Raw genomic sequence first — 25,352 nt, forward strand, 5'->3', positions numbered from 1 at the left:
AGACGAACGGGCCGTGCGCAAACCCCCAACTTTTTTTGAGCCGCTGTCTCAGCTCAGCAGCAGCAGCCCGCCGGGCAGCGATCGCGCACGCAGCCCGAAGGTGTGCTCGAGCTGCGCCAGCGCCGAATCGAGCGAGGCCAGCCGGAAGCGGCCGCTGACCCGCTTCTCGCCCGCGACGCCGTTCACCAGCAGCACGCGGCCCGCGCGGTAGCGGTTGATCTCGGCCAGCACCTCGGCCAGCCGCGTCTGGTCGAACACCAGCTCGCCGCGCCGCCAGGCCGACACGTTCTCGAGCGCGACGCGCGCGATGCCGCTGAGCGACTGCGCGTCGTACACCGCCTGCTGGCCGGCCTGCAGCGCGCGCACGCCGGCCGGATGCTCGATGCGCAGCGCGCCCTCGATGCAGGTCACGCAGACCTTGCCGTCGAGATGCCGCACCTCGAAGCGTCCTGCGTGCGCGAGGCTGCGCCCGGCGCCGGCCACCACGCCGAACGGGCCGCCCTCGGCCAGCAGGTCGATCGCGGCCTCGCCCGACAGCAGGTCGATGCCCGTGAGCTGGCCGGCCGCGCGCTCGCGGCGGATCCGGGTCTGGGTGTTGAGCGTCACCTGCACGCGCGAGGCCAGCGCCAGCGTGCGCTGCTCGCCGACCGCCGTGCGCTCGTCGGCCGTGCCCTCGCCCGCCGCGGGCCAGAGTCCGCTCTGCGGATAGGCCACCACCGCCACGCCGGCCACCGCGGCGGCGCTCACGGCCGCGCCCAGAAAAGCGCGGCGCCCGAAGTTCCGGCCCTGCAGCGCGCGCTCGTGCGCCGCGGCCGCCGCCGGGCGGGTGCGCAGGTACTCGCCGCTCACGGGCCGCAGCGCCGCCCAGCGCTGCTTGACCTCGTGGAAGGCCGCGCGGTGCGCCTCGCTGGTGTGGAGCCAGCGCTGGAAGGCCTCGGCGTCCGAGGCCTTGACCTCGCCCGAAGCGAGCAGGCGCAGCCAGACGCGCGCCTGCGCCGGCAGCGCGTCGCCCGGTGCGTCGCGGTCGTCGGCCGATGCCGTCATGGCTTCATGCCGGGCAGCCCCGGTGCGCCGAGGAAACGATGGAAAAGTGCTTCACCCACCCAGACGAACGGCGCCACGCCAAACCCCCAACTATTTTTTGCCATGGTTCATCTGCGCGTCGAGATAGTCGTGGGCGCGCTTGAGTTCGTGCTCGACCACGCGTAGGGAGAGGCCCAGGCGCGCCGCCACGTCCTTCTGCTGCAGCCCCTCCCAGCGCACCAGCATCAGGATCGTGCGGCGGCGCTCGGGCATGCGGTCGATGAACTTCAGCAGGCTCGTCACCTCGGAGCGCAGCTCGGCGGTGCGCGCGGGCCCGGGCGCCGGGTCCGACAGTTCCATCAGCGACTGCACCTCGTCGATCGACAGCGATCGGCTCTGGCGGCGCTGGATGTCCATCGCGATGTTGACGGCCACGCGCACCAGGTAGCTGCCCGGGCTCTGGATCGCGTCTTCCTCCTCGCGGCTCTGCAGCCGCAGCCAGGTGTCCTGCAGCGCGTCGCCGGCCAGGTCGCTGTTGCCCAGCAGCCGCGTCACGCGCCGCTTGAGGCTGGCGTAGTGCCGCGACAGGTAGTCCGACAGGATCGGGCGCGCGTCCTCGGTCATGGCCGGTTCTCGCAGCGCGGCGCGTCGGGGTCGGCGGGGTCGCGCGGCAGCAGCACCAGGGTCAGCGGCTGCGCCATCGCGGGCGGCGGCGCGCGGTCCACGCGCACGCGCTGCAGGGCCTCGCGCACCGCGGCGTCGCGGCGCGCATTGCCGGTCGAGGTCAGCAGGCGCGGCTTCTGCAGCGCACCGGTGGCATCGACCTCGAAGCGCAGCAGGGTGCGGTAGCTGCCGGGCGCGGTGCGCGCATCGGCGCACAGGGCCTGCCAGACGCGCGCCTGCACCCAGGCGCCGTAGTCGGTGTCCACGCCGTCCGCGGCCGGGCGCGCCGCCAGCGCGCGCGCGTCGACCGGCTTCAGCACGAAGGCATCGGCCGGCCCGTCGCGCATGCTTTCGGCAGCCAGGCCCGTGCCCTCGAGCAGCAGGCGCAGCGCGGTTTCGGGCGCGTGGTGGCCGCGCACGGCGGCCGAGGTGCGGCCGCTCACGACCGCGCTGTCGAACAGCGCCGGGCGGCCCGACTGCAGTGCATAGCGCTGCAGCGCGGCGGCCAGGGGCTGCGCCGCGATGTCGAAATCGACGCCGGGCGCGGCGGCCTCGGGCAGGGCGGGCGCGTCATCCACGCGCGCTGCATCGCTGTCGCCGGCCGCGGCCGGCGCGGGCATCCAGAGCCCGCACAGCAGCGACAGCGCCAGGGCATGGCGCTGCCCACGGGCGGCGAGCGGGCGCACCCTGCGAGGAGACGAATCGAGCCGGCAAGGTGGGTGCGCCATTCTGGAAGCCCGCCATCCTCGCGCCCGAATATGACGTCGGTGCTACACCAAAGCATTCCTGGTGCCCGGCAGCGGATGCGCGGATCGGGCAATATCGCCGGCTCGCCCCGGGGGCCGGCCGCCGGGCCGAAGCGCCCTCTTCCGTCATTCCAAGAAAGAAAGGCTCACGCCATGACCTCCCTCGCCGACTTCCCGATCACCCAGAAGTGGCCCGCCCAGCATCCCGAGCGGCTGCAGCTCTACTCGCTGCCCACGCCCAACGGCGTGAAGGTCTCGATCATGCTGGAGGAGATCGGCCTGCCCTACGAGCCGCACCTCGTGAGCTTCGGCAGCAACGACCAGATGTCGGAGGCCTTCCTCTCGCTGAACCCCAACAACAAGATCCCCGCGATCATCGATCCCGATGGCCCGGGCGGAAAGCCGCTGCCGCTGTTCGAGTCGGGCGCGATCCTGTTCTACCTGGCCGAGAAGACCGGCAAGCTGCTGAGCGCCGACCCCGCGAAGCGCTACGAGACCCTGCAGTGGGTGATGTTCCAGATGGGCGGCATCGGCCCGATGTTCGGCCAGCTCGGTTTCTTCCACAAGTTCGCCGGCAAGGAGTTCGAGGACAAGCGCCCGCGCGACCGCTACGTGGCCGAATCGAAGCGCCTGCTCGGCGTGCTCGACAAGCACCTGGCCGGCCGCGAATGGATCATGGGCGACGACTACAGCATCGCCGACATCGCGAGCTTCCCGTGGATCCGCAACCTGATCGGCTTCTACGAGGCGCGCGAGCTGGTCGGCTTCGACAGCTTCCCGAACGTGGCGCGCGTGCTCGAGCGCTTCGTCGCGCGGCCCGCGGTGATCGCGGGGCTGACGATTCCGAAGGCGGCGTGATGCCGAGGGCGAGGTGCTCGCGAGTTCGGTCGCCACGCACCCGGGCCGGCGCTTCTTCATCACGACGCGCCTGAAGGGTCGAGCGGCCGCCGCCCGTGGCTCAGTGCGCGGCCAGCTCGGGTTCCGAAGCGGACTCGCGCGGCACTTCGTAGAGATGGAACGGCGGCACGTCGGGCCGGCTGCGCTGCAGCAGCGGCTTGGCGACGTTGTAGACCGGCGTGCCGTTGATGGTGCGACCCTCGAGCGTGCCGCGGTGCGCATGGCCGTGGAACACGGCATCGATCGGGTAGCGCAGCAGCGGCTCCTCGAGCCGGCTGCTGCCGAGGAAGGCGAAGATCTCGCTCGGCTCGCCCTGCACCGTGCCCACGATCGGCGCGTAGTGCAGCATCGCGATGCGGCGCCGGGTGCGCAGCTTGGCGAGCGCCGATTCGAGCTTCATCGCCTCGTTGAGCGCTTCCTGCACGAACATCTTGATCGCGGGCTCGCCCCAGGCGCCGAGCGAGGCGCGGCCGAAACCGCCCGCGAAGCCCTTGACGCCCGCGATGCCCACGCCCTCGATCTCGCAGGCCGAGCCGTCGAGCATGCGCACGCCGATCCGCGTCAACGCCTCGTTCACCACCTCGGGCGTGCCCGACTCGAAGTCGTGGTTGCCCAGCACGGCGACGATGGGAATCGAGAGGCCGCCGAGCTCCTCGGCCAGCACCCGCGCCTCCTCCGCCGTGCCGTAGTCGGTCAGGTCGCCGCACAGCAGCAGCGCGTCGGCCTCGTCGGCGGCCTGGGCGAAGAAGTCGCGCAGCGAACCCGCGGAGTCCTTCTGCACATGGATGTCGCCGACGGCGGCGAAGCGGACGTGGGTGGATGATTTGGGCGTAGGCATGCAACCCACCGTGCACCCCGCCGCCGCGCGCCGTCATCGGCCTCATCCCGCTGCGCTTGTAGGCGCCCGTCTGACATTCGATGGGGCCCTTTGCCCCTGCCCTGCCTCCGGCGCGGCGGCATTCACTGCGTGCATGACGCCCTCCACCATCCTCGCGCCCTCGCTCGAAGACGAAGTCGAGCCGCGGGTGGCCGATTTCTACCGGCGCGCGCTGCGCGCGCTCGACGAGGCCGGCATTCCGTTCCTCGTCGGCGGCGCGTTCGCGCAGGCCTGCTACACCGGCATCCGCCGCTCGACCAAGGACCTCGACCTCTTCATCCGCCGCGAGGACTACGAGCGCATCGCGCAGGTCGCGCTCGCGCACGGCTGGCGCACCGAGATGACCTTTCCGCACTGGCTCGGCAAGGTCTACGACGGCCAGGAGTTCATCGACCTGATCTTCAATTCGGGCAACGGCCTCATGCCGGTGGACGCGCGCTGGTTCCATGGAAACTGCCGCGCCGACGTGCTCGGCGTTTCCGTCTGCGTCGCCAACGTGGAGGACTGCCTGGTGTCGAAGGCCTTCATCATGGAACGCGAGCGCTACGACGGCGGCGACATCGCGCACCTGCTGCAGGTCAACGCGCAGCGGCTCGACTGGCCCGGGCTGCTGGAGCGCTTCGGCGCGCACTGGCGCGTGCTGCTGGCGCACCTGACGCTGTTCGGCTACATCTATCCCGCCGAGCGCGACCACGTGCCCGGCTGGGTGATGACGATGCTGATGGGCCGCCTCGCCGGCGAGCTGCGCGCGACGGAGGCCCCGGGGGACAACGTGTGCGCCGGCACCCTGCTCTCGCGCGAGCAGTTCCTGCACGACATCGAGCGGCTCGGCTATGTCGATGGACGCCTCACGCCCGCGAGCACGATGACACCCGAGGACATCGCTGTGTGGACCGAGGCGATTCCCGCGCGGGCCGAGGCCCAGGGCGGGAAGCCTCCGGACTGAAATCTCACCACTTCACGCGAACGCCGACCCCTGCATTGACCGAGCTGCCCACGCGCGCCACGCCGCCCGAGGCCCACTGCTTGCCCAGTTCGCCATAGAGGCTCGTGCGCTGGCTCAGCGCCAGCGTGAAGCCCGCTGCCAGCTCGGTGCTCGTGCCGCCGATCGGCGCACCCACCGGCGTGATCGCCGCCGGGTTCACGAAGCGGGCAATGTCGTTGCCCTTCGAGCTGCGGTAGACGTTCAGGCGCGCATAGGGCTGAAGCGTACCGGCCCCCGTCGCGAAGCTGCCCTTGATGCGCACGCCCGCGCGCGCGGTCCAGCTGCTGTCGGCGTCCTGCTGCACCAGCGCACCGGGGATCGCCACGTCGTCCAGCCGCAGGCGCTGATGGATCAGCTGCAGTTGTGGCTCCACCGACCAGCCGCCCGAGCCGAGCGCGAAGGCCTTGCCGACTTCGATCGAGGCCAGGAAGCTGTTGCCCTTGCCTGTCACGCCCGCGCTCAGCTGCGGTTGCACCGTGTAGCGATGACGGCCGGCCTGCAGCACCGCGTCGGCATAGAAGCCGTCGTCGCTCGTGAACGTGCCGTACAGACCCAGGTACTGGCTGCGCAGGTCGTTGCGGCCTGCAGCACCGTTCAAGAGCCCGCTGCTGAAGCCACTGACACGCGTATCGCCTTCGAGCTGGCCCACGTAGATGCCCGCGCGCCAGTTCGCATTGGCCCACAGGTCGGTGCCGGCCTGCAGCCCGCTCACACGGCCCTCGGCATGCGGCGAGACGGTCCCGCCCTGGCGGATGTCCATGTCGGTGGAGATCAACCGGCCCCAGGCCCTGCGGTTGCCGCCGTCCACGCTCGTGCTCGCGCCGCCGCTGCCGCGCACGTCGTCGTCGCCGATGCGCTGGCTCAGGCTCGCGAGCATGCCCAGGTTGCTCTGGCGCAGCTGGTTCGGCAGCGCAGCGAACAGCGAGGCTTCGGCGCGGTAGGTCGGCAGCGAGGCGCCCGGTTCGGCCTCGGTGCGCAGGTACCAGTTCTCGCCCTCGCCGCCCGCATCGCCGGCATACAGGCGGTACTCGTAGGCACCGGCGTCGACGCGGCCGCCCGAGAGCACGAAGGCGTCCTTGCTGCTCTGCGCGGTGGTGGTCGCGCCGTTCTTGGCGCTGATCAGCTCGATGCCCGCGCCACTGGTGCGTGCGCCCAGGCCGCCGAGGTTGGTGACCTGCACCGTGGTCTTGCCGCTCGCGCTGGCCGAGGCACCGTCGAGCACCAGGCGGTCGGCGATGCCGGGGTTATCGAGCTTCGCACCGAGGCGCAGCACGCCGTTGTTGCCGACGTAGGGGCCGGTCAAGGTGAGCGTGGTGCCGGGGAACGTGCCCAGCAGGGAGACCGTGCCGGCGTTGGTGAGGCCGGCCATCTTCTGGCTGAAGCCGCCGAGGTCGAGCGTGGCGCCGCTGGCAACCACAGCGCTCGATGCTGCGCTGAAGGCGTTGGTGGCGCCGGCCTTCAGGGTGCCGCCCGTCACGCGGGTCTCGCCTGCGTAGTTGGCGGTGCCTGCGAGCGTGAGCGTGCCTGCGCCGACCTTGACGAGTGAACCTGTGGTGCCGGTGATGGCACCCGAGATCGTGTTGTCGCCGCCGATGGCGCCCGTGGTCAGCGTCTTCGCGCCGAGCACCACATCGCCCGCGCCACTGAGCGAGCCGATGCTCGTGCCGGTGGTCGTGAGGTCGATGCGCACCTGGCCGCCCGCCGCGTTGGTCACCGTGGCGCCTGCAGCGCTCGCGGTGTCCTGCAGCCGCAAGGTGCCTGCATTGGCGATCGCGAGCTTGCCCGCATCGGCCTTGCCGCCGAACTGCAGCGTGGCACCCGAAGCGATGCTGGCAGGACCAGTTCCCAACGCACCCGTGGTGTCAGTCGTCAGCGTGCCGGCATCCACCAACGTGCCACCGCTATAGCTGTTGGCGCTGCTCAAGGTCAGCGTGCCCGTGCCGATCTTGCGCAGCTTGCCAGTCCCGCTCATGACGCCCGCATAGGTCCCGGCAGTCTTGCCCTGGTCGAAGGCAACTTCGGCGTTGTTGACGATAGTGCCCTGCAGGCTCGTCGCGCTGCCCTGCAGCACGCCACCCTTGACGGTGGTGCCACCGGTATAGGTGTTGGTGCCACCGAGGATCAACCGGCCCGCATCCTCCTTCGAGATCCCGCCCGTGCCGCTGAGCGCGACATTGAGCGTGGCCGTCATCGCCGCGCCCGCGGCCGTGCCGTCGCCCACGCGGATCACCGAGTTGGCGTTGTCCACCACGATGCCATCGCCCTGCACCACATAGCCGTCGGTGGCGAACTGCGCACCGGCGATGCGCACAGCACCGCCTGCTGCATCGACCGTCACGGTGCCGGCCTTGCCGCCGAACACCGCGAACTGGTTCTGTGCCCAGTTGGCGTTGAGCTTGCCGTCCATGTCGGTCCAGCCATCCATCGAGGGCTGCGGGTTGCCCACGCGCCAGGTGCCACTGCCGCCGGCCACCTGGCCGTCGTTGTACTTGGTGCTGTCGCCGCCATCCCAGAAGTTCAGCGACAGGCCCGCGCGGTTCACCAGGTTGACCTGGTTCGCCACCGAGGTCTGCACCTGCAGGTCGGCCGTCTTGGCCGAGCCCGGCACGGTGCCGATGTCCAGGCCGTTGTCGGTGAAGCTGCCGCCGTAGCTCATCAAGCGATACAGGCCGGGGCCGAAGCTGCCGCCCGCGGATTGCGCGATGTTCAGCGTGCCGTCGAGGTTCAGGTTGCCGGTGACGTTGATCAGGTCGTTGAGCGCGCCGCCAGGAACACCGGCTTGGCCGAGTTCGTAGTTCAGCGTGGAGCCGCCGGCCAGGGTCAGTGCACCGAGTGTCAGCGTGCCGGGGCTGTTGCCCGCGGCGAGGACGCCGCCCTTGTCGACGGTGACCGCGCCCGCGATGCTGCCGCTGCCCGCGAGCGTCGCGCCACTCTGGATCTGCACCGCGCCCGTGCCCGTGGCACTGCCGCTCTTGTTGTTCACGCTCAGCGTGCCCGCGCCCACCGTGGTGCCGCCGGTGTACGTGTTCGCGCCCGTCAGCGTCAGCGTGCCGCTGCCCACCTTGACGACCGAACCACCCGTGCCGCTGATCGTGCCCGACAGCGTGGCGTTGTCGCCGCTGGCGCCCAGCGTCAGCGCCTTGGCACCGAGCACGAGGTCGCCGGCGCCGCCGATCGAGCCGAAGCTCACGCCGGTGGTCGCCTGGTCGATGCGCACCTGCGCGCCGGCCTGGTTGAGCACCGTGGCCTTGTCGGCCGAGGCGTCGTCCGCGAAGGCCAGCACGCCGCCCGTGGCGTTGGTGATGGTCGACGTGCCCGCGTTCGCCTTGCCCTGGAAGCGCACCGTTCCCTGGTTGCCGATGGCCGTGGTGCCTGCATCGAAACTGCCACCCAGTTGCAGCGTGCCGCCCGAGGCCACGCTCGCCGCGCCGCTGCCGAGGGCGCCCGTGACGTCGGTGGCCAGCGTGCCTGCGTCGACGAAGGTGCCGCCTGCGTAGCTGTTGGCACTCGTCAAGGCCAGCGTGCCCGTGCCGATCTTGCGCAGCTTGCCGCTGCCGCTCATCGTGCCGGCATAGCTGCCGGCCTTGGCCTGGTCGAACACCACCTCGGCACCGTTGACGATGCCGCCTTGCAGGCTCGCCGTATCGCCTTGCAGCACGCCGGCCTTGACCGTGGTGCCACCGGTGTAGGTGTTGGTACCACCAAGGACCAGGCGGCCCACGTCGTCCTTGACCAGACCGCCCGCGCCAGTCAGCGCGACGTTCACTGCGGCACTGCGCGTGGCGTCGGTGCCCGAGCCATCGCCCACGCGCACCACCGTGCCCGAAGCACCGAGCTCGATCGCATCGCCCTGCAGCACATAGCCGTCGGCCGCGAACTGCGCGCCGTTGATGCGCACCGTGCCGCCCGCGTTGCTGACCGTGACCGTGCCACCGGTGCCTCCGAAGACCGCGAACTGGTCCTGTGCCCAGGCCGCATTGATCTTGCCGTCGGCACCGGTCCAGCCATCGCCGGGCACGCCCACACGCCAGGTGCCCGCGCCGCCGGCGATCTTGCCGTCGTTGTACTTGGTGTTGTCGCCGCCATCCCAGAAGTTGAGCGACAGGCCCGTGCGATTCACGAGATTGACTTGCTGCGCCAGCGAGGTCTGCACCTGCAGGTCCTTCGCCGCGATCGGCGCGCTGCCGATGTCCAGGCCGTTGTCGGTCAGGCTGCCGGTGTAGTCGATCAGGCGGTAGATGCCCGCGCCGAACACGCCGCCCTTCGATTGCGCCACGTTGAGCGTGCCGTCGAGTTGCAGGTTGCCGTTGACTTGCACGCGGTCGTTGAGCGCGCCGCCCACGGTGTTGGCCTGGCCCAGGTCGTAGTTCAATACCGCACCGTCGGCCAGACTCAGGCCGCCGAGCGTCAGCGTGCCAACGCCTGCATTGCCCGCCGACAAGATGCCGCTCTTGGCGACGTTGACTGCACCCGCCACGCTGCCATTGCCCGCGAGCGTTGCACCGCCCTGCACCTGCACCGCGCCGGTGCCGGTCGCACTGCCGCTCGTGTTGTTCACTGCAAGCGTGCCGCCCGCCACCGTCGTGCCACCGGTATAGGTGTTGGCACCGTTCAAGCCGAGCGTGCCGCTGCCGACCTTCACGACCGACCCACCGTTGCCGCTGATCGTGCCCGACAGCGTGGTGCTCGTGTTCAGGCCACCCGTGGTCAGCGCCTTCGCGCCCAGTTGCACGTCACCCGCGCCCTCGAGCGAGCCGATCGACACACCCGCCGTGGTGAGCTGGCCGATGCGCAGCAGCGCCCCCGCGTTGTTCACCACCGTCGCCTGGTCCGCGCTCGCGCGGTCCGCGAAATCGATCACCCCACCGCTCTCGTTGACCAGGCGCGCCTGCCCGGCGCTCGCGTCGTCGAGCAGGTTGACCTGTCCACCGGCGAAGTTCGTGATCTGTGCCTTGCCGCCATTCGCGTTGAACCACAGCGTGGTCGAGCCGCCGCGGTTCTCGATCACTGCATTGCCCGCGCTCGAGCTGTCGCGGAACTCGACCGAGGCCCCCTGGTTCACCGTGATGCTCGCGTTGCCGGCCGAGCTGCTGTCGCGGAACGCGACGAAGCCGCCGTTGTCGGTCTGTGCCTTGCCGCGCGCAGCCACCGTGATCGCGAGCGCGCCCGCTTCGGCCGTGTGGGTGAAGGCCAGCGAGGCGTTGTCCGCCACGGACACCGGGCCGCTGCCGAGCGCGCCCGTGACCAGTGCCTCGACCGCGCCCGCGGCGATGTCGGTGCCGCCGGCGTATGCGTTGGCCGCACCGAGCTGCAAGATGCCCGCGCCGATCTTGCGCAGGCTGCCCGCGCCGCTCACGGTGCCATTGAGCGCAACGGTCCGGTCGATGTCGAAGCTGTTGACACCCGCCCCCAGGCTCACGGCGCGCGTCCCGGTGCTGTCGCCGGTCACATGCAGGGTGGTGCCTTCGAGCGCGAGGCCACCCGTGGCCGCGCCGAGGTTGGCGTCCGAAGCGATCTGCAGGATGCCGCCCTTGACGGTGGTGCCGCCGCTGTAGCTGTTGCTGCCATCGAGCACCAGGGTGCCCTGGTCTTCCTTGACCAGGCCGCCCGTGCCGGACAGCGAGGACGCGATGGTCGCGGTCATGCCCGCGCCGGCCACGGTGCCGTCGCCCACGCGCACGGTGGTCGCGGCATTGCCGAGCTCGATCGCATCGCCCTGCACGCGGTAGCCGTCGGTGGCGAATTGCGCGCCGGTGATGCGCACCGTGCCGCCCGCGTCATTGACCGTGACAGTACCGGCAGTGCCGCCGAACACCGCGAACTGACCTTGCGCCCAGGCCGCATTGATCTTGCCGTCGACACCGGTCCAGCCGTCGCCCGGAATCCCGACACGCCAGGTGCCCGAGCCGCCGGCCACTTGGCCGTCGTTGTACTTGCTCGCGTCGCCGCCATCCCAGAAGTTCAGCGACAGGCCCGCGCGGTTGACCAGGTTGACCTGCTGCGCCACCGAGGTCTGCACCTGCAGGTCGGTCTTGGCGCCGGGTGCGGTGCCGATGTCCAGGCCGTTGTCGGTCAGGCTGCCCGTGTAGCTGATGAGCCGGTACAGGCCCGCGCCGAAGCTGCCGCCCGCGGACTGCGCCACGTTGAGCGTGCCGTCGAGCTGCAGGTTGCCATTGACGTTGACGAGGTCGTTGAGCGGACCGCCGACGGTGTTGGCCTGGCCGAGCTGGTAGTTCAGCGCCGCGCCATCGGCCAAGCTCAGGCTGCCGAGCGTCAAGGTGCCGGGGCCCCCGTTGCCCGCCGACAGCACGCCGCCCTTGGCGATGCTCACCGCGCCCGCGATGCTGCCGCTGCCCGCGAGTGTCGCGCCGCCTTGCACCAGCACGGCGCCCGTGCCCGTGGCGCTGCCGCTGACGTTGTTCACGGCGAGCGTGCCACCCGCCACCGTCGTGCCGCCGGTATAGCTGTTCGCGCCACTCAGCGTGAGCGTGCCGCTGCCGACCTTGACGATCGAACCGCCCGTGCCTGAACCCGGCTGCGCGAACACGCTGCCCTTGTCGCTGACGGTTCCCGACAGCGTGTCGCTGGTGTTCAGCCCGCCCACGGTGAGCCGCGTGGCGCCGAGAACGACAGCGCCCGCGCCCGAGAGCGAGCCCAGTTCCACGCCGGTCTTGGCGGTCGAGCCCGAGACATCGACCACGCCGCCCGCGGCATTGGCGACCGTGGCACCCGTGCCCGAGCTGTTGTCGGCGAAGCGCACCAGGCCGCCCGATGCATTGCCGATCTGCGCGCCGCCGGCCGTGGCGTTGCCGCCGAAGCTCAGCTGGCTCTTGCCGCCGTTGGCGATGGTCGCGCTGCCGGCGCTGGCATCCTGGAAGAAGTAGACCGACCCGCCCGCGTTGGCAATGGTCGACGTGCCGGCGCTGGTGTTGCCGCTGAACTGCACCGAGCTCACGCCCGCTGTCTGCCAGCCCGCGCCGTTGAGCGTGATCTTCGAGCTCGCGGCCGTGGCGTTCTGCGCGAAGGCCAGCATGTTGCCGCTGTCCGCGCTCGCGGCGCGGCCCACGGTGTAGTCGTTGCCGCCCGCGCTCGCCTTGTCGGTGTAGAGCAGCGTGGTGCCGTTGCCCTGCTGGCGCACCGCACCGCTGCCGAGCACGCCGCTCGCGGTGGTGGTGATGCTCGCGCCGTCCTGCAGCAGCGTGCCGCCGCTGTAGCTGTTGGCCGCCACCAGGCCCAGGGTGCCGCCCTTGCCGGTCACGGTGAGCAGCCCGTTGCCGCTGACGAGGCCACCCACGCCGAAGACGCTGTTGCCCAGGTCGATGGTGCCGCCGCCCGCGCCCAGCGCGAGCGCGCGCGAGGCGAAGAACGGCGCGGAGCCGGTCGCGATGCGCAAGGTGCCGCCATCGAGCGCCAGGCCCTTGCCGAACGCACCGAGGTTGTTGTCGGCCGAGATCTGCAGGATGCCGCCCTTGACCGTGGTGCCGCCCGCATAGCTGTTGTTGCCGGTCAGCACCAGCGTGCCGCCGTCGTCCTTCACGAGGCCGCCCGCGCCGCCGATCGACGCCGCGATGGTCGCGGTCATGCCCGCGCTCGCGCTGGAGCCGTCGCCCACGCGCACCACCGTCTGGGGTGCGGTGATGGTGAGCGGGTCGCCGTTGATCGCGTAGCCATCGACCGCGAACTGCGCGCCGCCCAGGCGCACCGCACCGCCCGCGCCCTTGTTGTCCACCGTGACCGTGCCGGCCTGGCCGCCGAAGATCGCGAAGCCGTCCTGCACCCAGGTGCCGTTGGCCAGCCCGTTGGCGTCGGTCCAGTTGTCGCCGGGCGCGCCCGCGCGCCAGGTGCCTGCGCCGCCCGCGATCTTGCCGTCGTTGAAGTTGGCGCTGTTGCCGCCGTCCCAGAGGTTCAGCACGAGGCCGTCGCTGTTGAGCAGGTTGACCTGGTTCGCGACCGAGGTCTGCACCGAGAGCTTGCCCGTCGGCGCGGTGCCGATGTCCAGCCCGTTGTCGGTCAGCGTGCCGGTGTAGTTGATGAGGCGGTACAGCCCCGCGCCGAACTTGCCGCCCGCGCTCTCGGCCACGTTGAGCGTGCCGTCGAGCTGCAGGTTGCCGTTGACGTTGATCAGGTCGTTGAGCGTTCCGCCCGCCACGCCGGCCTGGCCCAGCTCGTAGTTCAGCGTCGAGCCGGCATCCAGGCTCAGCGCGCCGACGCTCAGGGTGCCGACGCCGCCATTGCCCGCCGACAGGGTGCCGCCCTTGGCGACCGTGACCGCGCCCGCGATGCTGCCGGTGCCCGCGAGCGTGGCGCCGCCCTGTACCTGCACCGCGCCCGTGCCGGTCGCGCTGCCGCTCGCGTTGTTCGCGGCCAGCGTGCCGGCCGCCACCGTGGTGCCACCGGTGTAGCTGTTGGCCCCCGTGAGCGCCAGCGTTCCGCTGCCCACCTTGACGACCGAGCCACCGGCTCCGCTGATCGTGCCCGACAGGGTGGTGCTGGTGTTGAGCCCACCCGTGGTCAGCGCCTTCGCGCCCAGCAGCACGTCGCCCGCGCCGTCGAGCGCACCGACGCTGGTGCCCGCATTGACGAGGCTGCCGATATCGAGCTTCGCGCCCGCGTTGTTGACCACCGTGGCCTGGTCGGCGCTCGCGCGGTCGAAGAAGTCGATCAGCCCGCCGCTTTCGTTGACCAGCCGTGCCTGCCCCGCGCTCGCGTCGTCGAACAGGCGGATGCGGCCACCCGCGAGGTTGGTGATCTGCGCCTGGCCCGCGCTGGCATTGAGCCGAAAGTCGGTCGAGCCACCGCGGTTCTCGATCACGGCCTTGCCCGCGCTCGAGGTGTTGCGAAATTCGATCGAGGCGCCCTGGTTCGCCACCAGGGTCGCTTCGCCGGCCGAGCTGCCGTTGATGAACTGCACGAAGCCGCCCTTGTCGGCCGGCGCGCCGCCACTCGCGGCCGCGGTGATCGCGAGCTTGCCCGCCTCGGCCGTGTTGGCGAAGACCAGCGTGGCATTGCCCGCCACCGACACCGGCCCGCTGCCGAGCGCGTCCGTCACCGTCGCATTGATCCTGCCCTGCGCGATCTCGGTGCCGCCCGTGTAGTCGTTGGCCACGATGAGCTGCAGCAGCCCCGCGCCGGTCTTGCGCAGGCGGCCCGCGCCGCTGACCTTGCCCCCGAGGCTCAGGGTCTCGACCGGGACCACCTCGAAAGTGGCCACACCCGCGCCCAGGCTCACGGCCCGCGTGCCCGAAGCGCCGCCGGTCACGTGCAGCGTGGCGCCGTCCTCGAGCGCGAGGCCTCCCGTCTCCGCGCCGAGGTTGCCGTCGGAAGCGATCTGCAGCACGCCGCCCTTGATGGTGGTGCCGCCGCTGTAGCTGTTGACGCTGTCGAGCACCAGCGTGCCGAGGTCTTCCTTCACCAGGCCGCCGGTACCGGTCAGCGCGGACGCGATGGTCGCCGTCATGCCCGCGCCCGCATTGGTGCCGTCACCCACGCGCACCACCGTCTGGGGTGCGGTGATCGTGAGCGCGTCGCCGTTGATCGTGTAGCCGTTCACCGCGAACTGCGCGCCGCCGAGGCGCACCGGATTCGCACCGACCTGGGTGTCGACCGTGACCGTACCGGCCTGGCCGCTGAAGACGGCCACGCCGTCCTGCTGCCAGCCGCCGTTGAGCTTGCCGTCGATGCCGGTCCAGCTCGAGGTCGAGCCGCCCGCGCGCCAGGTGCCGCCGCCGCCCGCGACCTTGCCGTCGTTGAAGTTCGCGGGCGTGCTGCCGTCCCACAAGGTGAGCGCCACGCCTTCGCTGTTGACCAGGTTGACCTGGTTCGCCACCGCGGTCTGCACCTGCAGGTTCTTCGCGTCGGTCGGTGCCGTGCCGATCTCCAGGCCGTTGTCGGTCAGCGTGCCCGTGTAGTCGATCAGGCGGTAGAGGCCGGCGCCGAACTTGCCGCCCGCGGACTGCGCGATGTTGAGCGTGCCGTCGAGCTGCAGGTTGCCGTTGACGCTGATCAGGTCGTTGAACGCGCCGCCGGCCACGCCGGCCTGGCCGAGCTCGTAGTTGAGCGTCGAGCCGGCATCGAGGCTCAGCGCGCCGACGCTCAGGGTGCCGACGCCGCCATTGCCCGCCGACAGGGTGCCGCCCTTGGCCACCGTGACCGCGCCCGCGATGCTGCCGGTGCCAGCCAAGGCCGCGCCCGATTGCACCTGCACGGCGCCCGTGCCGGTCGCGCTGCCACTCGCGTTGTTCGCGGCCAGCGTGCCGGCCGCCACCGTGGTGCCGCCCGTGTAGGTGTTGGCGCCGCTCAGCGTGAGCGTGCCCGCGCCGACCTTGACGATCGAACCGCCCGCCCCCGTGTCCGGCGGCAGGAAGACGCTGCCCTTGTCGCTGACGATGCCCGAGATCGCCTCGCTGCCACCCAGCCCGCCGAGCGTGAGCTGCGTGCCACCGAGCACCACGCCGCCCGCGCCCGACAGCGAGCCGAGCTCGACACCGGCCTTGGCGGTCGCCCCCGCGACGTCGACCACGCCGCCGGCGGCATTGGTCACGGTCGCCGCAGAGCCCGTCGCACTATCGGCAAAGCGCACCACGCCCTCGGTCGCATTGTCGATCCGCGCGCTGCCCGCGCTCGACGTGCCGATGAACTCCACGAGGCTGCGGGCGCCGTTGTCGATCGTCGCGCTGCCTGCATTCGCGTTTTGCTGGAAGAAGACTGCACCGCCCTTGTTGGTGATGGTCGCCGTCCCGGCGCTGGTGCTGTCCGCGAATTCCAGCGCGTTGACGAGGGCCGACTCCCAGGTGCCGCCATTGACCGTGATGTTCGCGCTGCCGGCCGTCGCGTTCTGCGTGAAGGCCAGGCGGTTGTCGCCATCGGTCGTGCCGGCGCGCGCCACGGTGTAGTTATTGGCGCCGGCGCTGGCCGCGTTGAGGAAGGTCACGCGCGTGTGGATGCCCTGCTGCTGCACCGCGCCGCTGCCGAAGGCCGCGCTGGCACCTGCCGTCACGCTCGCGCCGCCCTGCACCACGGTGCCGCCCTTGTAGCTGTTGGCCACCGTCAGGTCGATCGAGCCGCCCTTGCCGGTGACGGTGAGCGAGCCGTCGCCGCTGATGGGAGCGCCCAGGCCCCAGACCGCATCGTTGAGGTCGACGATGCCGCCGCCCGTGCCCAGTGCGACCGCACGCGCGCTGAAGAAGGGCGCGCTGCCCGCCGCGAGGCGCAGCGTGCCGCCGTCGAGCGCGAGGCCCGTGCCGGCCGCGCCGAGGTTGTTGTCGGCAGAGATCTGCAGGATGCCGCCCTTGACCGTGGTGCCGCCCGTGTAGCTGTTGCTGCCGCCCAGGATCAGCGTGCCGCCGTCGTCCTTGACCAGGCCGCCCGCGCCGCCGATCGCGGCCGCGATGGTCGCGCTCATGCCCGCGCTCGCGGCCGTGCCGTCACCCACGCGCACCAACGTCTGGGGTGCGGTGATCGTGAGCGCGTCGCCGTTGATCGTGTAGCCGTCGACCGCGAACTGCGCGCCGCCGAGGCGCACCGGATTCGCACCGACCTGGGTGTCGACCGTGACGGTGCCGGCCTGGCCGCTGAAGATGGCCACGCCGTCCTGCTGCCAGCCGCCGTTGAGCTTGCCGTCGATGCCGGTCCAGCTCGAGGTCGAGCCACCCGCGCGCCAGGTGCCGCTGCCGCCCGCGACCTTGCCGTCGTTGAAGTTCGCGGGCGTGCTGCCATCCCACAAGGTGAGCGTCACGCCTTCGCTGTTGACCAGGTTGACCTGGTTCGCCACCGCGGTCTGCACCTGCAGGTTCTTCGCGTCGGTCGGTGCCGTGCCGATGTCCAGCCCGTTGTCGGTCAGCGTGCCGGTGTAGTCGATGAGCCGGTAGAGGCCGGCGCCGAACTTGCCGCCCGCGGACTGCGCGATGTTGAGCGTGCCGTCGAGCTGCAGGTTGCCGTTGACGCTGATCAGGTCGTTGAACGCGCCGCCGGCCACGCCGGCCTGGCCGAGCTCGTAGTTCAGCACGGAGCCGGCCGCGAGGTTCAGGCCACCGAGCGTGAGTGTGCCGACACCGCCATTGCCGGCCGACAGCACGCCGCCGTCGGCGACCGTGACCGTGCCCGCGATGCTGCCGGAGCCCGCGAGCATGGCGCCCGACTGCACCTGCACGCCGCCAGTGCCGGTCGCGCTGCCACTCGCGTTGTTCGCGGCGAGCGTGCCGCCCGCCACCGTGGTGCCACCGGTGTAGGTATTGGCACCGTTCAGGCCGAGCGTGCCGCTGCCGACCTTCACGACCGCCCCACCATTGCCGCTGATCGTGCCCGACAGCGTGGTGCTCGTGTTCAATCCGCCGGTGGTCAACGCCTTGGCCCCCAGCTGCACGTCGCCCGCACCCTCGAGCGAGCCGATGCTCACACCCGCCGTAGTGAGCTTGCTGATGCGCAGCAGCGCCCCCGCGTCGTTCACCACCGTGGCCTGGTCCGCGCTCGCACGGTCGGCGATGTCGATCACCCCGCCGTTCCCATTGACCAGCCGCGCCTGCCCCGCGCTCGCGTCGTCGAGCAGGTTGACCAGCCCGCCGGCGAAGTTCGTGATCTGCGCCTTGCCGCCATTCGCGTTGAACCACAGCGTGGTCGAGCCGCCGCGGTTCTCGATCACCGCATTGCCCGCGCTCGAGGCGTCGCGGAACTCGACCGAGGCGCCCTGGTTCGTCGTGATGCTCGCATCGCCGGCCGAACTGCTGTCGCGGAACGCGACGAAGCCGCCGTTGTCGCCCGGCGCGCCACCGCGCGCGGCCACGGTGATCGCGAGCGCGCCCGCTTCGGCCGTGTTGGTGAAGGCCAGCGAGGCGTTGTCCGCCACCGACACCGGGCCGCTGCCCAGTGCGCCCGTGACCAGGGCCTCGACCGCGCCCGCGGCGACGTCGGTGCCGCCGACGTATGCATTGGCCGCACCGAGCTGCAAGGTGCCCGCGCCGATCTTGCGCAGGCTGCCCGCGCCGCTGACCGTGCCGTCCAGCGCGACGGTCTGGTCGATGTCGAAGCTGTTGACCCCCGTGCCCAGGCTCACGGCGCGCTTGCTGGCCGTGTCGCCCGTCACGTGCAAGGTGGCGCCTTCGAGCGCGAGGCCGCCCCCGACCGCGCCGAGGTTGGCATCCGACGCGATCTGCAGGATGCCGCCCTTGACGGTGGTGCCGCCGCTGTAGCTGTTGCTGCCGTCCAGCACCAGCGTGCCCAGGTCGTCCTTGACCAGGCCGCCCGCGCCGGCGATCTCGGAAGCGATGGTCGCGGTCATGCCCGCACCCGCCGCGGTGCCGTCGCCCACGCGCACCACCGTGGCCGGCGCGCCGATCGTGAGCGCATCGCCGTTGACCGTGTAGCCGTCGACCGCGAACTGCGCGCCGCCGATGCCCACCGGCTTCGCCCCGCCCTGGGTGTCGACCGTGACGATGCCGGCCTGGCCGCTGAAGATGGCCACGCCATCCTGCTGCCAGCCGGCGTTGAGCGCGCCGTCGACGCCGGTCCAGCTCGAGGTCGAGCCCCCCGCGCGCCAGGTGCCGCTGCCGCCGGCGATCTTGCCGTCGTTGAAGTTCGCGGGATCGCCGCCGTCCCAGAGCGTGAGCGTCACGCCGTCGCTGTTGACCAGGTTGACCTGGTTCGCGACGCTGGTCTGCACCTGCAGGTTCTTCGCGTCGGTCGGCGCGGTGCCGATCTCCAGGCCGTTGTCGGTCAGCGTGCCCGTGTAGTCGATGAGCCGGTAGAGACCGGCACCGAACTTGCCGCCCTGCGACTGCGTCACGTTGAGCGTGCCGTCGAGTTGCAGATTGCCGTTGACGCTGATCAGGTCGTTGAGCGCCCCGCCCGCCACGCCGGCCTGGCCGAGCTCGTAGTTCAGCGTCGAGCCGGCCGCGAGGTTCAGGCCGCCGACGGTCAGCGTGCCCGCGCCGCCGGCACCGGGCGACAGGATGCCCTCGCCCACGTTCACCGTGCCCGCGATGCTGCCGCTGCCGCCGAGCGTGCCGCCGCCCTGCACCTGCACCGCGCCGCTGCCGGTGGCGCTGCCGCTGGTGTTGGCGACGATCAGCGTGGTGCCCGCGACGGTCGTGCCGCCGCCGTAGGTGTTGGCACCGGTCAGTCCCACCGCGCCCGTGCCGGACAACGCGAGCGCGCCGTCGCCGTCGATGGTGCCGGTCAGCGTCAGCGGGTTGCTGCCGTCCACGCCGAGCGTGGCGCCGGCACCCAGCGACACGCCGTTGTTCACCCCGATGTTCGCCACGCCGCTGCGCAGGTTCGCGTTGCCGGCCACCAGGAGCTTGCCGCCCCCCAGCGCGAGGCTGTCGCCGAGGCTCAGCGTGCCGCTGTTGAGCGTGGTGCCGCCGGTGAAGCCGTTGGCCTTGCCGAGCGTCAGGGTGCCGGTGCCGCTGTAGATGATGCCGCCGGTGCCCAGGATCTGGCCGCCGAGCGCGATGTCGTTCGCGCCATCGACGTTCAGGTTCGCATTGAGCACCACGTCGTTCGCGAGGTTCACGGCCGCGCTCGCGTCGAGCGCGGCGGTGCCGCTCACCGTCAGGTCGCCGCCGCCCAGCGAGGTGTCGGTGCCCACGCGCAGCGCGCCGGATTCCAGGTTCACGCCGCCCGAGAAGTTGTTCGCGCCGCCCAGCGTGAGGCGACCCGTGCCGTTCTTCGTCAATGCGCGCAGGCCGGTGATCGCGCCGTTGAGCGCGAGGTCGTTGCTGCCGCCGACGGTGAGCGCCGCATTGAGGCGGAAGTCGTTGGCGAGGCTCACCGCCTGGTTCGCCTCGAGCGAGCTCGGGCCGCTGACCGTGACGCCGGCCTGGCCCAGCGCCGTGTCGTTGCCCACGGTGAGCGTGCCGGCGCCGAGGTTGAAGCCACCGGTGAAGGTGTTGGCGCCGTTGAGCGTGACGCCCGGCGCGCCGGCCAGGCTGATGCCGCCGGCGCCGCTGATCACGCCATTGAGCGTGAGCGCGCCGCCGCTGCCGGCCGCGCCGAAGTTCAGCGTGTTGTTGAGCACCACGTTGTTGGCGAGCGTCACGCCGGCCGCGCCGGTCAGCACGGAGGCGCCGTCGATGGTGAGGTCGCCGGTGCCGAGCGCCGTGTTGCTGCCCACGTCCAGCCTGCCGCCGCCCATCGTCGTGCCGCCGCCATAGGTGTTGCTGGCGGCCAGTGCAAGGTTGCCGTTCGACCTCAGGCTGCCGGCCCCCGAGATGGGTGCGCCGAAGGTCAGCGTGCCCGTCCCGTCGAGCGTCAGCGCGCCGCTGAGCTGCACCTGGTTGTTGAGCGTGCCGGTGAAGAAGGTGTTGAGAGCGACATTGCCACCCACCAGGAACAGGCCCGAGCCGAGCGCGCTCGCGTTGCCCAGCGTCAGGCCGCCGCCGTTGAGCGCGAAACCGCCGCTGAAGGTGTTGACGCCGTTCAGCGTGAGCGTGCCGGTGCCGTTCTTGATGAATCCGCTGTCGCCGCTGACCGTGCCGCCCAGCGTGAAGCTGTTGTCACCCTGCACGATCAGGCCGCTGACGAGGTTCACGTTCTGGCCCAGCGTGAGGCCGTTCACCGCGGCCTGCATCGCGCCGCCCCTGCCCGTCAGCGTGCCGGTGCCGAAGGCGCCCGCATCGTCGAAGATCGCGACGCCGCCGCGAAGCAGGGCGCTGCCGCTGACCACCGCACCGTTCAGGGTCCAGGTGCCGCTGTCGACCTGCAGGTTCTCGAAGTTCAGGTACTGCGAGGCCTTGATCGTGCCCTCGCCGGCATTGCCCGAACCGGGACCGCTGAGGGTGTTGCGCAGCACCAGCAGGTCGGTGCCGCCCAGGCCCGCATCGACCGTGCCGCCGGCCGCGAAGTTCAGGCTGCCGCCCGACGGCAATGCCAGCAAGCTGGCCGGTGCGGATCCACCGGTGATGCTCGAGCCGGTGACCGCGAAGAAGGTGTCGTCGCGCTCCCCGGTGCCGAGCGAAACGCTGCCGTTGATCGTGCCCGCGTTGGTGAAGCTGTTGCCGCCGCTGGTCGGGCTCTCGAACGCGATGCGGCCGGTGATCGTTCCGGTCTCCGTGTTCACCATGTTGACCTGCGCGCCGCCGTAGGCGGCGACCACGGCCGCGTCGGCCGCATTCATGGTCGAGCCGACGACGGGCCCCGTGGTCATCGTTCCCGTGTTGGTGATCGATGTGATGCCGCTGTTCTGCACCGCAAGCGCGAGGCCGGTCAGACCGACGGAGAAGAGCCTGGTCCCGCCGATCATCCCGTTATTGACGACGGTGGCCGTGCTGGAATTGGCGTTGCCCAACACGACGCCCGAGGACAGGATGCCGCCGCCGCCGCCGAACAACTGCGGATCGATCCGGCCATTGTTCGTGAGCTTGACGTCGGAACCCGTCAGCGTCATCGCATTGCCGCCCACACCCAGCAGCACGCCGAGGGTCGCCCCGGGGTTCAGTGTCACGTTCAGATTGCTGCCGCCGTTCGCAAAACTCGGCGCCAGCGGGTTGGCTGCGCCGTTGCAGGTCACGTTGCTGCCCGCAGTCGTGCACACCGCCTGCGCCGGAAAGAAGCCGGTCGCGAGAAATACGGGCGCCGCCAGCATGCCGACCTTCGTCAGCCCCACGAGACCTGCCGTGCGGCCCGCGCGCCGGCTGGCGCTGCGCTTGCCGCGCGCACGCGTCGTTTCCGAGACGGCCACCCAGGCGCCGATCGCGGCATTCCAGATCGTCTTGTAGGCGCTGTTCATGAACGGCTCGCTTCCGTGGTCGGCGTGCGGAAGGCGCTTCGGACAGAAGCGAATGCAGCCGATGCCGCGTGGGCGATGGCTGTCGAATGGCTGTTCATGGGGGGTCTCCTCCTGCCATGCAGTCGCGAGGAGGCGCATGGCATGTGCGGCATCACTGCGCTGCCGCTTCGAGCGAAATTCTCAAGTTCCGCTATTCGATTTGCACCTTACTTTTTCTTGCAATGAACCCCGCAAATCCCCCTGGAAAACCGTGGCCTCGCCGACAAAGGAATGCCTTGGTACTCGCATGGCTCAAGGCTCGATGCGCGCATCCCCCTGGAAGCTGTAGCCCTCGCCGCGCACCGCGACGATCGGCAGCTTCTCGCCGCTGGCCTGCTCGGCCTTGCGCCGCAGGCGCGAGACCGTGACATCGAGGTTGCGCTCGTAGGCTTCGAGGCCGGGCCGCCCCATCGCCGCGAGCAGCGTGCCGCGGTCCACCACTTCGCGCGGCTGCTCGATCAGGCATTGCAGCAGCCGCGCTTCCGCGTTCGACAACTGCACGCGCTGGCCGGTGGGCGACAGCAGCAGCCAGGTGGTGTAGTGATAGCGCCAGGGCGCGTGCACGGCGAGTTCGCCGGCCTCCGCGACACCGGGCTCGCGCGTCCCCTGCCCCGGCGTTTCCTGGCTGCGCTGCAGCAGGTTGTTGAGCACCATCTCGAGCTCGCGCAGGTTCACCGGCTTGACCAGGTAGTAGTCGGCGCCCAGTCCCAGTCCATGCAGGCGGTCGTTCAGCATGCCGCGCGCGGTCAGCATCACGATGCGCATGGCGCTGCGCGATCGCAGCCGCGCCAGCACGCTGAATCCATCCTCGCCCGGCAAGTTGACGTCGCACACCACGGCATCGAAATCCTGCCGCTCCAGTTCCGCGTCGAGCTTCTCGGCGCTGTCCACGCCATGGGCCAGCATGCCCACGCCGCGCAGGTAGCGCAGCACCGTGTCGCGCAGGTCCTCGTCGTCCTCGATGACCAGCACGCGGGTGGCGGCGGTCATCGGCCGCCTCCGGGGTCGGCCATCGACATCGCGATCGCACGGCGGGTTTCCGGCGGCTCGGCGCTGCCCAGGAGCGGCAGCGTCAGCGTCAGCACGGCGCCCTCGCCGGGCCCGTTGGATGCGACCACGCTGCCACCGTGAACCGTGGCGATGCGGTGCACCATGTGCAGGCCCAGTCCGATGCCCGGAATGCGCCGCACGCCGGCCGCGCGATAGAAGCGCTCGAACACGTGCGTCAGGTCCTGCGGCATGAAGCCCGGGCCTTCGTCGCACACCTGGATGCAGACGCCCGGTATCGCGTCGCCTTCGGGAAAATCGTCGGAGCGGCAGCGCCGGATGCCGGCGCGCACGCGCACCGGCGAATGCGGCGGCGCGTACTTGATGGCGTTGGTCAGCAGGTTGTCCATCGCGATGTGCATCAGCGTCTCGTCCGCCAGCACCGGCAGCTCGCGCGCGTCGAGCTGCAGCGAGATGCGCCCGCCGGCGACGCCCTCGTTGTGCTCCTCGATCTTCTCGCGCAGGAAGACCGCGAGCTCGATCGGCGCCAGGCTCAGGTTGTTGCTCGAGGCATCGAGCCATTCGTCGGCCAGCAGGGTGTCGACCAGGTCGCGCATGCGAAAGACCGTGCGGCTGATCTTCTCGGCCTCCTTCTTGACCTCCTCGCGCGCCAGCCCGAGCCGGTCGTCCGAGAGGATCTGCGCCGAGCCGCCGATGGTTCCGAGCGGCGTGCGGAACTCGTGCGACACCATCGCCAGCAGGCCGCGCTGCTCGCGCAATGCCAGCGCCAGTTGGTCGTGCGTGCGATGGTGCTCGGCGATCTCCTGGCGCAGGTCGCGCGTGCGCTCGTTCACGCGCTGCGCGAGCCGCGCGCGATGCCGCAGCGAGAGCGAGAGCGCCCGCCGCTCGCGATGGCGCACGCGCCAGCCCAGCGCGAAGAAGAAGGCCATGATGTGCAGGATGCTGCCGAACACGTAGCTGTACTGCGTGAGCTGCGTGTAGGGTAGCCACTGCAAGTTCTTGGCGAAGTGCACCGAGCCCATCAGGAAGTAGATCGCATAGCCGATCAGCCCCGGCCAGGCCTGGATGTTCCGGCGCAGCGCCATGACGCACATCGGCACCACGCAGGCCGCGAAGACCACCCACGCCAGGTTCAGCGGCCGCGCGACATGCCCGTAGCCGCCGGCGATGGCCACCGCGCACGCCGCGAGGCAGACCAGCGTCATGACCTGGAACACGCGGTTCATGCGCGGGAACTGCCGCTCCATGTCGAGCAGCACGCGGGCGAAGCCGAACGCGGCCGCCGTGTGCAGGCAGACCGAGAAGTTGTGCAGCCGAACGGCGGCCACGGGGCTGTTCTGCAGCCACAGGAATGCCGGCATGCCCTCCGAGCTCCCGAACAGCAGGCCGAGCGTGACGAGGTAGCCCGCGTAGGCGATGAAGCGGCGGTCCGGCAGCGCGATGCCCATCATCAGGCTGACCACCGCCATCAACAGGGCCATGCCGACGACCGCCGCGTCGGCATAGTTGAGCCGCTGCTGCACCGTGGCCAGTTCCCGCAGCGGCGAGACACCGCCGGCGAGGCTCAGGGTGCGGTCGCCCGCCAGGCGCACCCAGACCCAGCGCGGCTCGGTATCGGGCAGCGCGGGCAGGCGCACGGCCGAGATCGACCAGGGCATCTCGCGCTGGGCGCTGGCACGCATCCCGCCCAGCGCGCGGTGCGCGAAGCCACCGCTCGCGCCGGCGCCGGCATCGGGCCACCAGACGTCGAGGTAGTCGACATACGGTGCATTGAGCCGCAACCACCAGCCGCTCTCGAGCGGGCGCTCGACCTCCGCGGGCGAAGCCTGGACCTGGAAGCGCACCCACCACGCGCCCCGGGCGTAGCCGCCGTTGAGGGCGCCCGGCAGCGTCTCGAATCGTTCCTGGTGGGGCGACGACGCCACCTGCTCGCGCGTCAGCTGGCCGGTGGCGTCGTAGTAGGCCTGCGAACGCCCGTCGAGGTTGCGCTCGAACATGCTCAGGCCGGCATCGAGCCGCAGCGGCCCCGGCTGCGCATGGCTCGGCAGCGCCAGGCACGCGAGCAGCAACCAGGCGAGTCCCAGCGCCGCGCGGATCGCGGCGCACCGCGACCCGAACATCGTCCGGCATGGCGCCATGAATGAAGTGGCCGTCCGGGTCCTCGAATTCATGCGGGGCTTCGCGGGAATGGGTGTGCTCGTCCGTCAGGGGTTCTGGAACTACCGGCATCCGTGGTGCCTGCTCGCCGCCCTCGGGATGGATGGAGGCCGGGCGCCATCGCCGCGCGGACTCCGCCGCCGTTTCGCCCCGGATTCTGGGGCGCGGCCGCGGAGTTTGCACCTTACTTTTTCTTTCACCCTGCTGTTTCGCGGCCCCCCGGCCCGGCGCCCGGGT

General features: G+C 70.9%; 9 protein-coding genes. 2 read left to right on the forward strand and 7 right to left on the reverse strand.

Translation table 11 applies throughout. The annotated features are described in order from the left end of the window. Positions 1–48: 48 nt before the first annotated feature. From R0232_RS21915 to R0232_RS21925, 3 genes are all read right to left on the reverse strand, one after another. Positions 49–1,044 carry a FecR family protein gene (locus R0232_RS21915; protein WP_431509404.1) on the reverse strand — a complete coding sequence of 332 codons (996 nt, stop codon included), beginning with the start codon at positions 1,042–1,044 and terminating at the stop codon, positions 49–51. Between the two features lie 90 nt (positions 1,045–1,134). Further along, positions 1,135–1,647 (reverse strand): RNA polymerase sigma factor, encoded by a 513-nt coding sequence (locus R0232_RS21920; RefSeq protein ID WP_398493422.1) that lies wholly within the window; start codon positions 1,645–1,647, stop codon positions 1,135–1,137. Continuing rightward, positions 1,644–2,414 (reverse strand): secretin and TonB N-terminal domain-containing protein, encoded by a 771-nt coding sequence (locus R0232_RS21925; RefSeq protein WP_431509405.1) that lies wholly within the window; start codon positions 2,412–2,414, stop codon positions 1,644–1,646. The genes R0232_RS21920 and R0232_RS21925 overlap by 4 nt, the downstream gene beginning before the upstream one ends. Before the next feature lie 171 nt (positions 2,415–2,585). On the opposite strand from R0232_RS21925, the gene R0232_RS21930 reads away from it, so the two are divergent. Beyond that, positions 2,586–3,290, forward strand: coding sequence for a glutathione binding-like protein (locus R0232_RS21930; RefSeq protein WP_093344989.1), 705 nt, complete (start codon positions 2,586–2,588; stop codon positions 3,288–3,290). A 100-nt stretch (positions 3,291–3,390) separates the two neighbouring features. On the opposite strand, the gene R0232_RS21935 is transcribed toward R0232_RS21930, so the two are convergent. Continuing rightward, the gene (locus tag R0232_RS21935) at positions 3,391–4,167 is read right to left on the reverse strand and encodes a metallophosphoesterase family protein (protein ID WP_093344992.1); all 777 of its coding nucleotides are present in this window, start codon (positions 4,165–4,167) and stop codon (positions 3,391–3,393) included. Positions 4,168–4,300: 133 nt separating this feature from the next. On the opposite strand from R0232_RS21935, the gene R0232_RS21940 reads away from it, so the two are divergent. After that, complete coding sequence (locus R0232_RS21940) at positions 4,301–5,152, forward strand: nucleotidyltransferase (RefSeq protein ID WP_431509406.1); 852 nt, start codon at positions 4,301–4,303, stop codon at positions 5,150–5,152. 4 nt (positions 5,153–5,156) lie between these two features. Here the strand turns inward: R0232_RS21940 and R0232_RS21945 are convergent, their stop codons facing one another. The 3 genes from R0232_RS21945 to R0232_RS21955 all read right to left on the reverse strand — a co-directional run bounded on the left by R0232_RS21945 (position 5,157) and on the right by R0232_RS21955 (position 25,078). Then, positions 5,157–21,911 carry an autotransporter-associated beta strand repeat-containing protein gene (locus tag R0232_RS21945; RefSeq protein WP_431509407.1) on the reverse strand — a complete coding sequence of 5,585 codons (16,755 nt, stop codon included), beginning with the start codon at positions 21,909–21,911 and terminating at the stop codon, positions 5,157–5,159. Positions 21,912–22,202: 291 nt separating this feature from the next. Beyond that, positions 22,203–22,940: a response regulator transcription factor gene (locus R0232_RS21950; protein ID WP_208510620.1), complete on the reverse strand. Its 738-nt coding sequence runs from the start codon at positions 22,938–22,940 to the stop codon at positions 22,203–22,205. Continuing rightward, positions 22,937–25,078, reverse strand: a complete 2,142-nt coding sequence (locus R0232_RS21955; RefSeq protein WP_431509408.1) for a sensor histidine kinase — start codon at positions 25,076–25,078, stop codon at positions 22,937–22,939. The genes R0232_RS21950 and R0232_RS21955 overlap by 4 nt, the downstream gene beginning before the upstream one ends. Positions 25,079–25,352: the final 274 nt, after the last annotated feature.

The sequence above is a fragment of the Variovorax sp. DAIF25 genome (genome assembly GCF_050711835.1).
Lineage (GTDB): Bacteria > Pseudomonadota > Gammaproteobacteria > Burkholderiales > Burkholderiaceae_C > Variovorax.

Bases quoted from the DNA above. Each gene is read 5' to 3' on its own strand.
- R0232_RS21950 (WP_208510620.1), bottom strand. From the start codon at position 22,940: ATGACCGCCGCCACCCGCGTGCTGGTCATCGAGGACGACGAGGACCTG.
- R0232_RS21915 (WP_431509404.1), bottom strand. From the start codon at position 1,044: ATGACGGCATCGGCCGACGACCGCGACGCACCGGGCGACGCGCTGCCG.
- R0232_RS21920 (WP_398493422.1), bottom strand. From the start codon at position 1,647: ATGACCGAGGACGCGCGCCCGATCCTGTCGGACTACCTGTCGCGGCAC.
- R0232_RS21925 (WP_431509405.1), bottom strand. From the start codon at position 2,414: ATGGCGCACCCACCTTGCCGGCTCGATTCGTCTCCTCGCAGGGTGCGC.
- R0232_RS21935 (WP_093344992.1), bottom strand. From the start codon at position 4,167: ATGCCTACGCCCAAATCATCCACCCACGTCCGCTTCGCCGCCGTCGGC.
- R0232_RS21955 (WP_431509408.1), bottom strand. From the start codon at position 25,078: ATGTTCGGGTCGCGGTGCGCCGCGATCCGCGCGGCGCTGGGACTCGCC.
- R0232_RS21940 (WP_431509406.1), top strand. From the start codon at position 4,301: ATGACGCCCTCCACCATCCTCGCGCCCTCGCTCGAAGACGAAGTCGAG.
- R0232_RS21930 (WP_093344989.1), top strand. From the start codon at position 2,586: ATGACCTCCCTCGCCGACTTCCCGATCACCCAGAAGTGGCCCGCCCAG.
- R0232_RS21945 (WP_431509407.1), bottom strand. From the start codon at position 21,911: ATGAACAGCGCCTACAAGACGATCTGGAATGCCGCGATCGGCGCCTGG.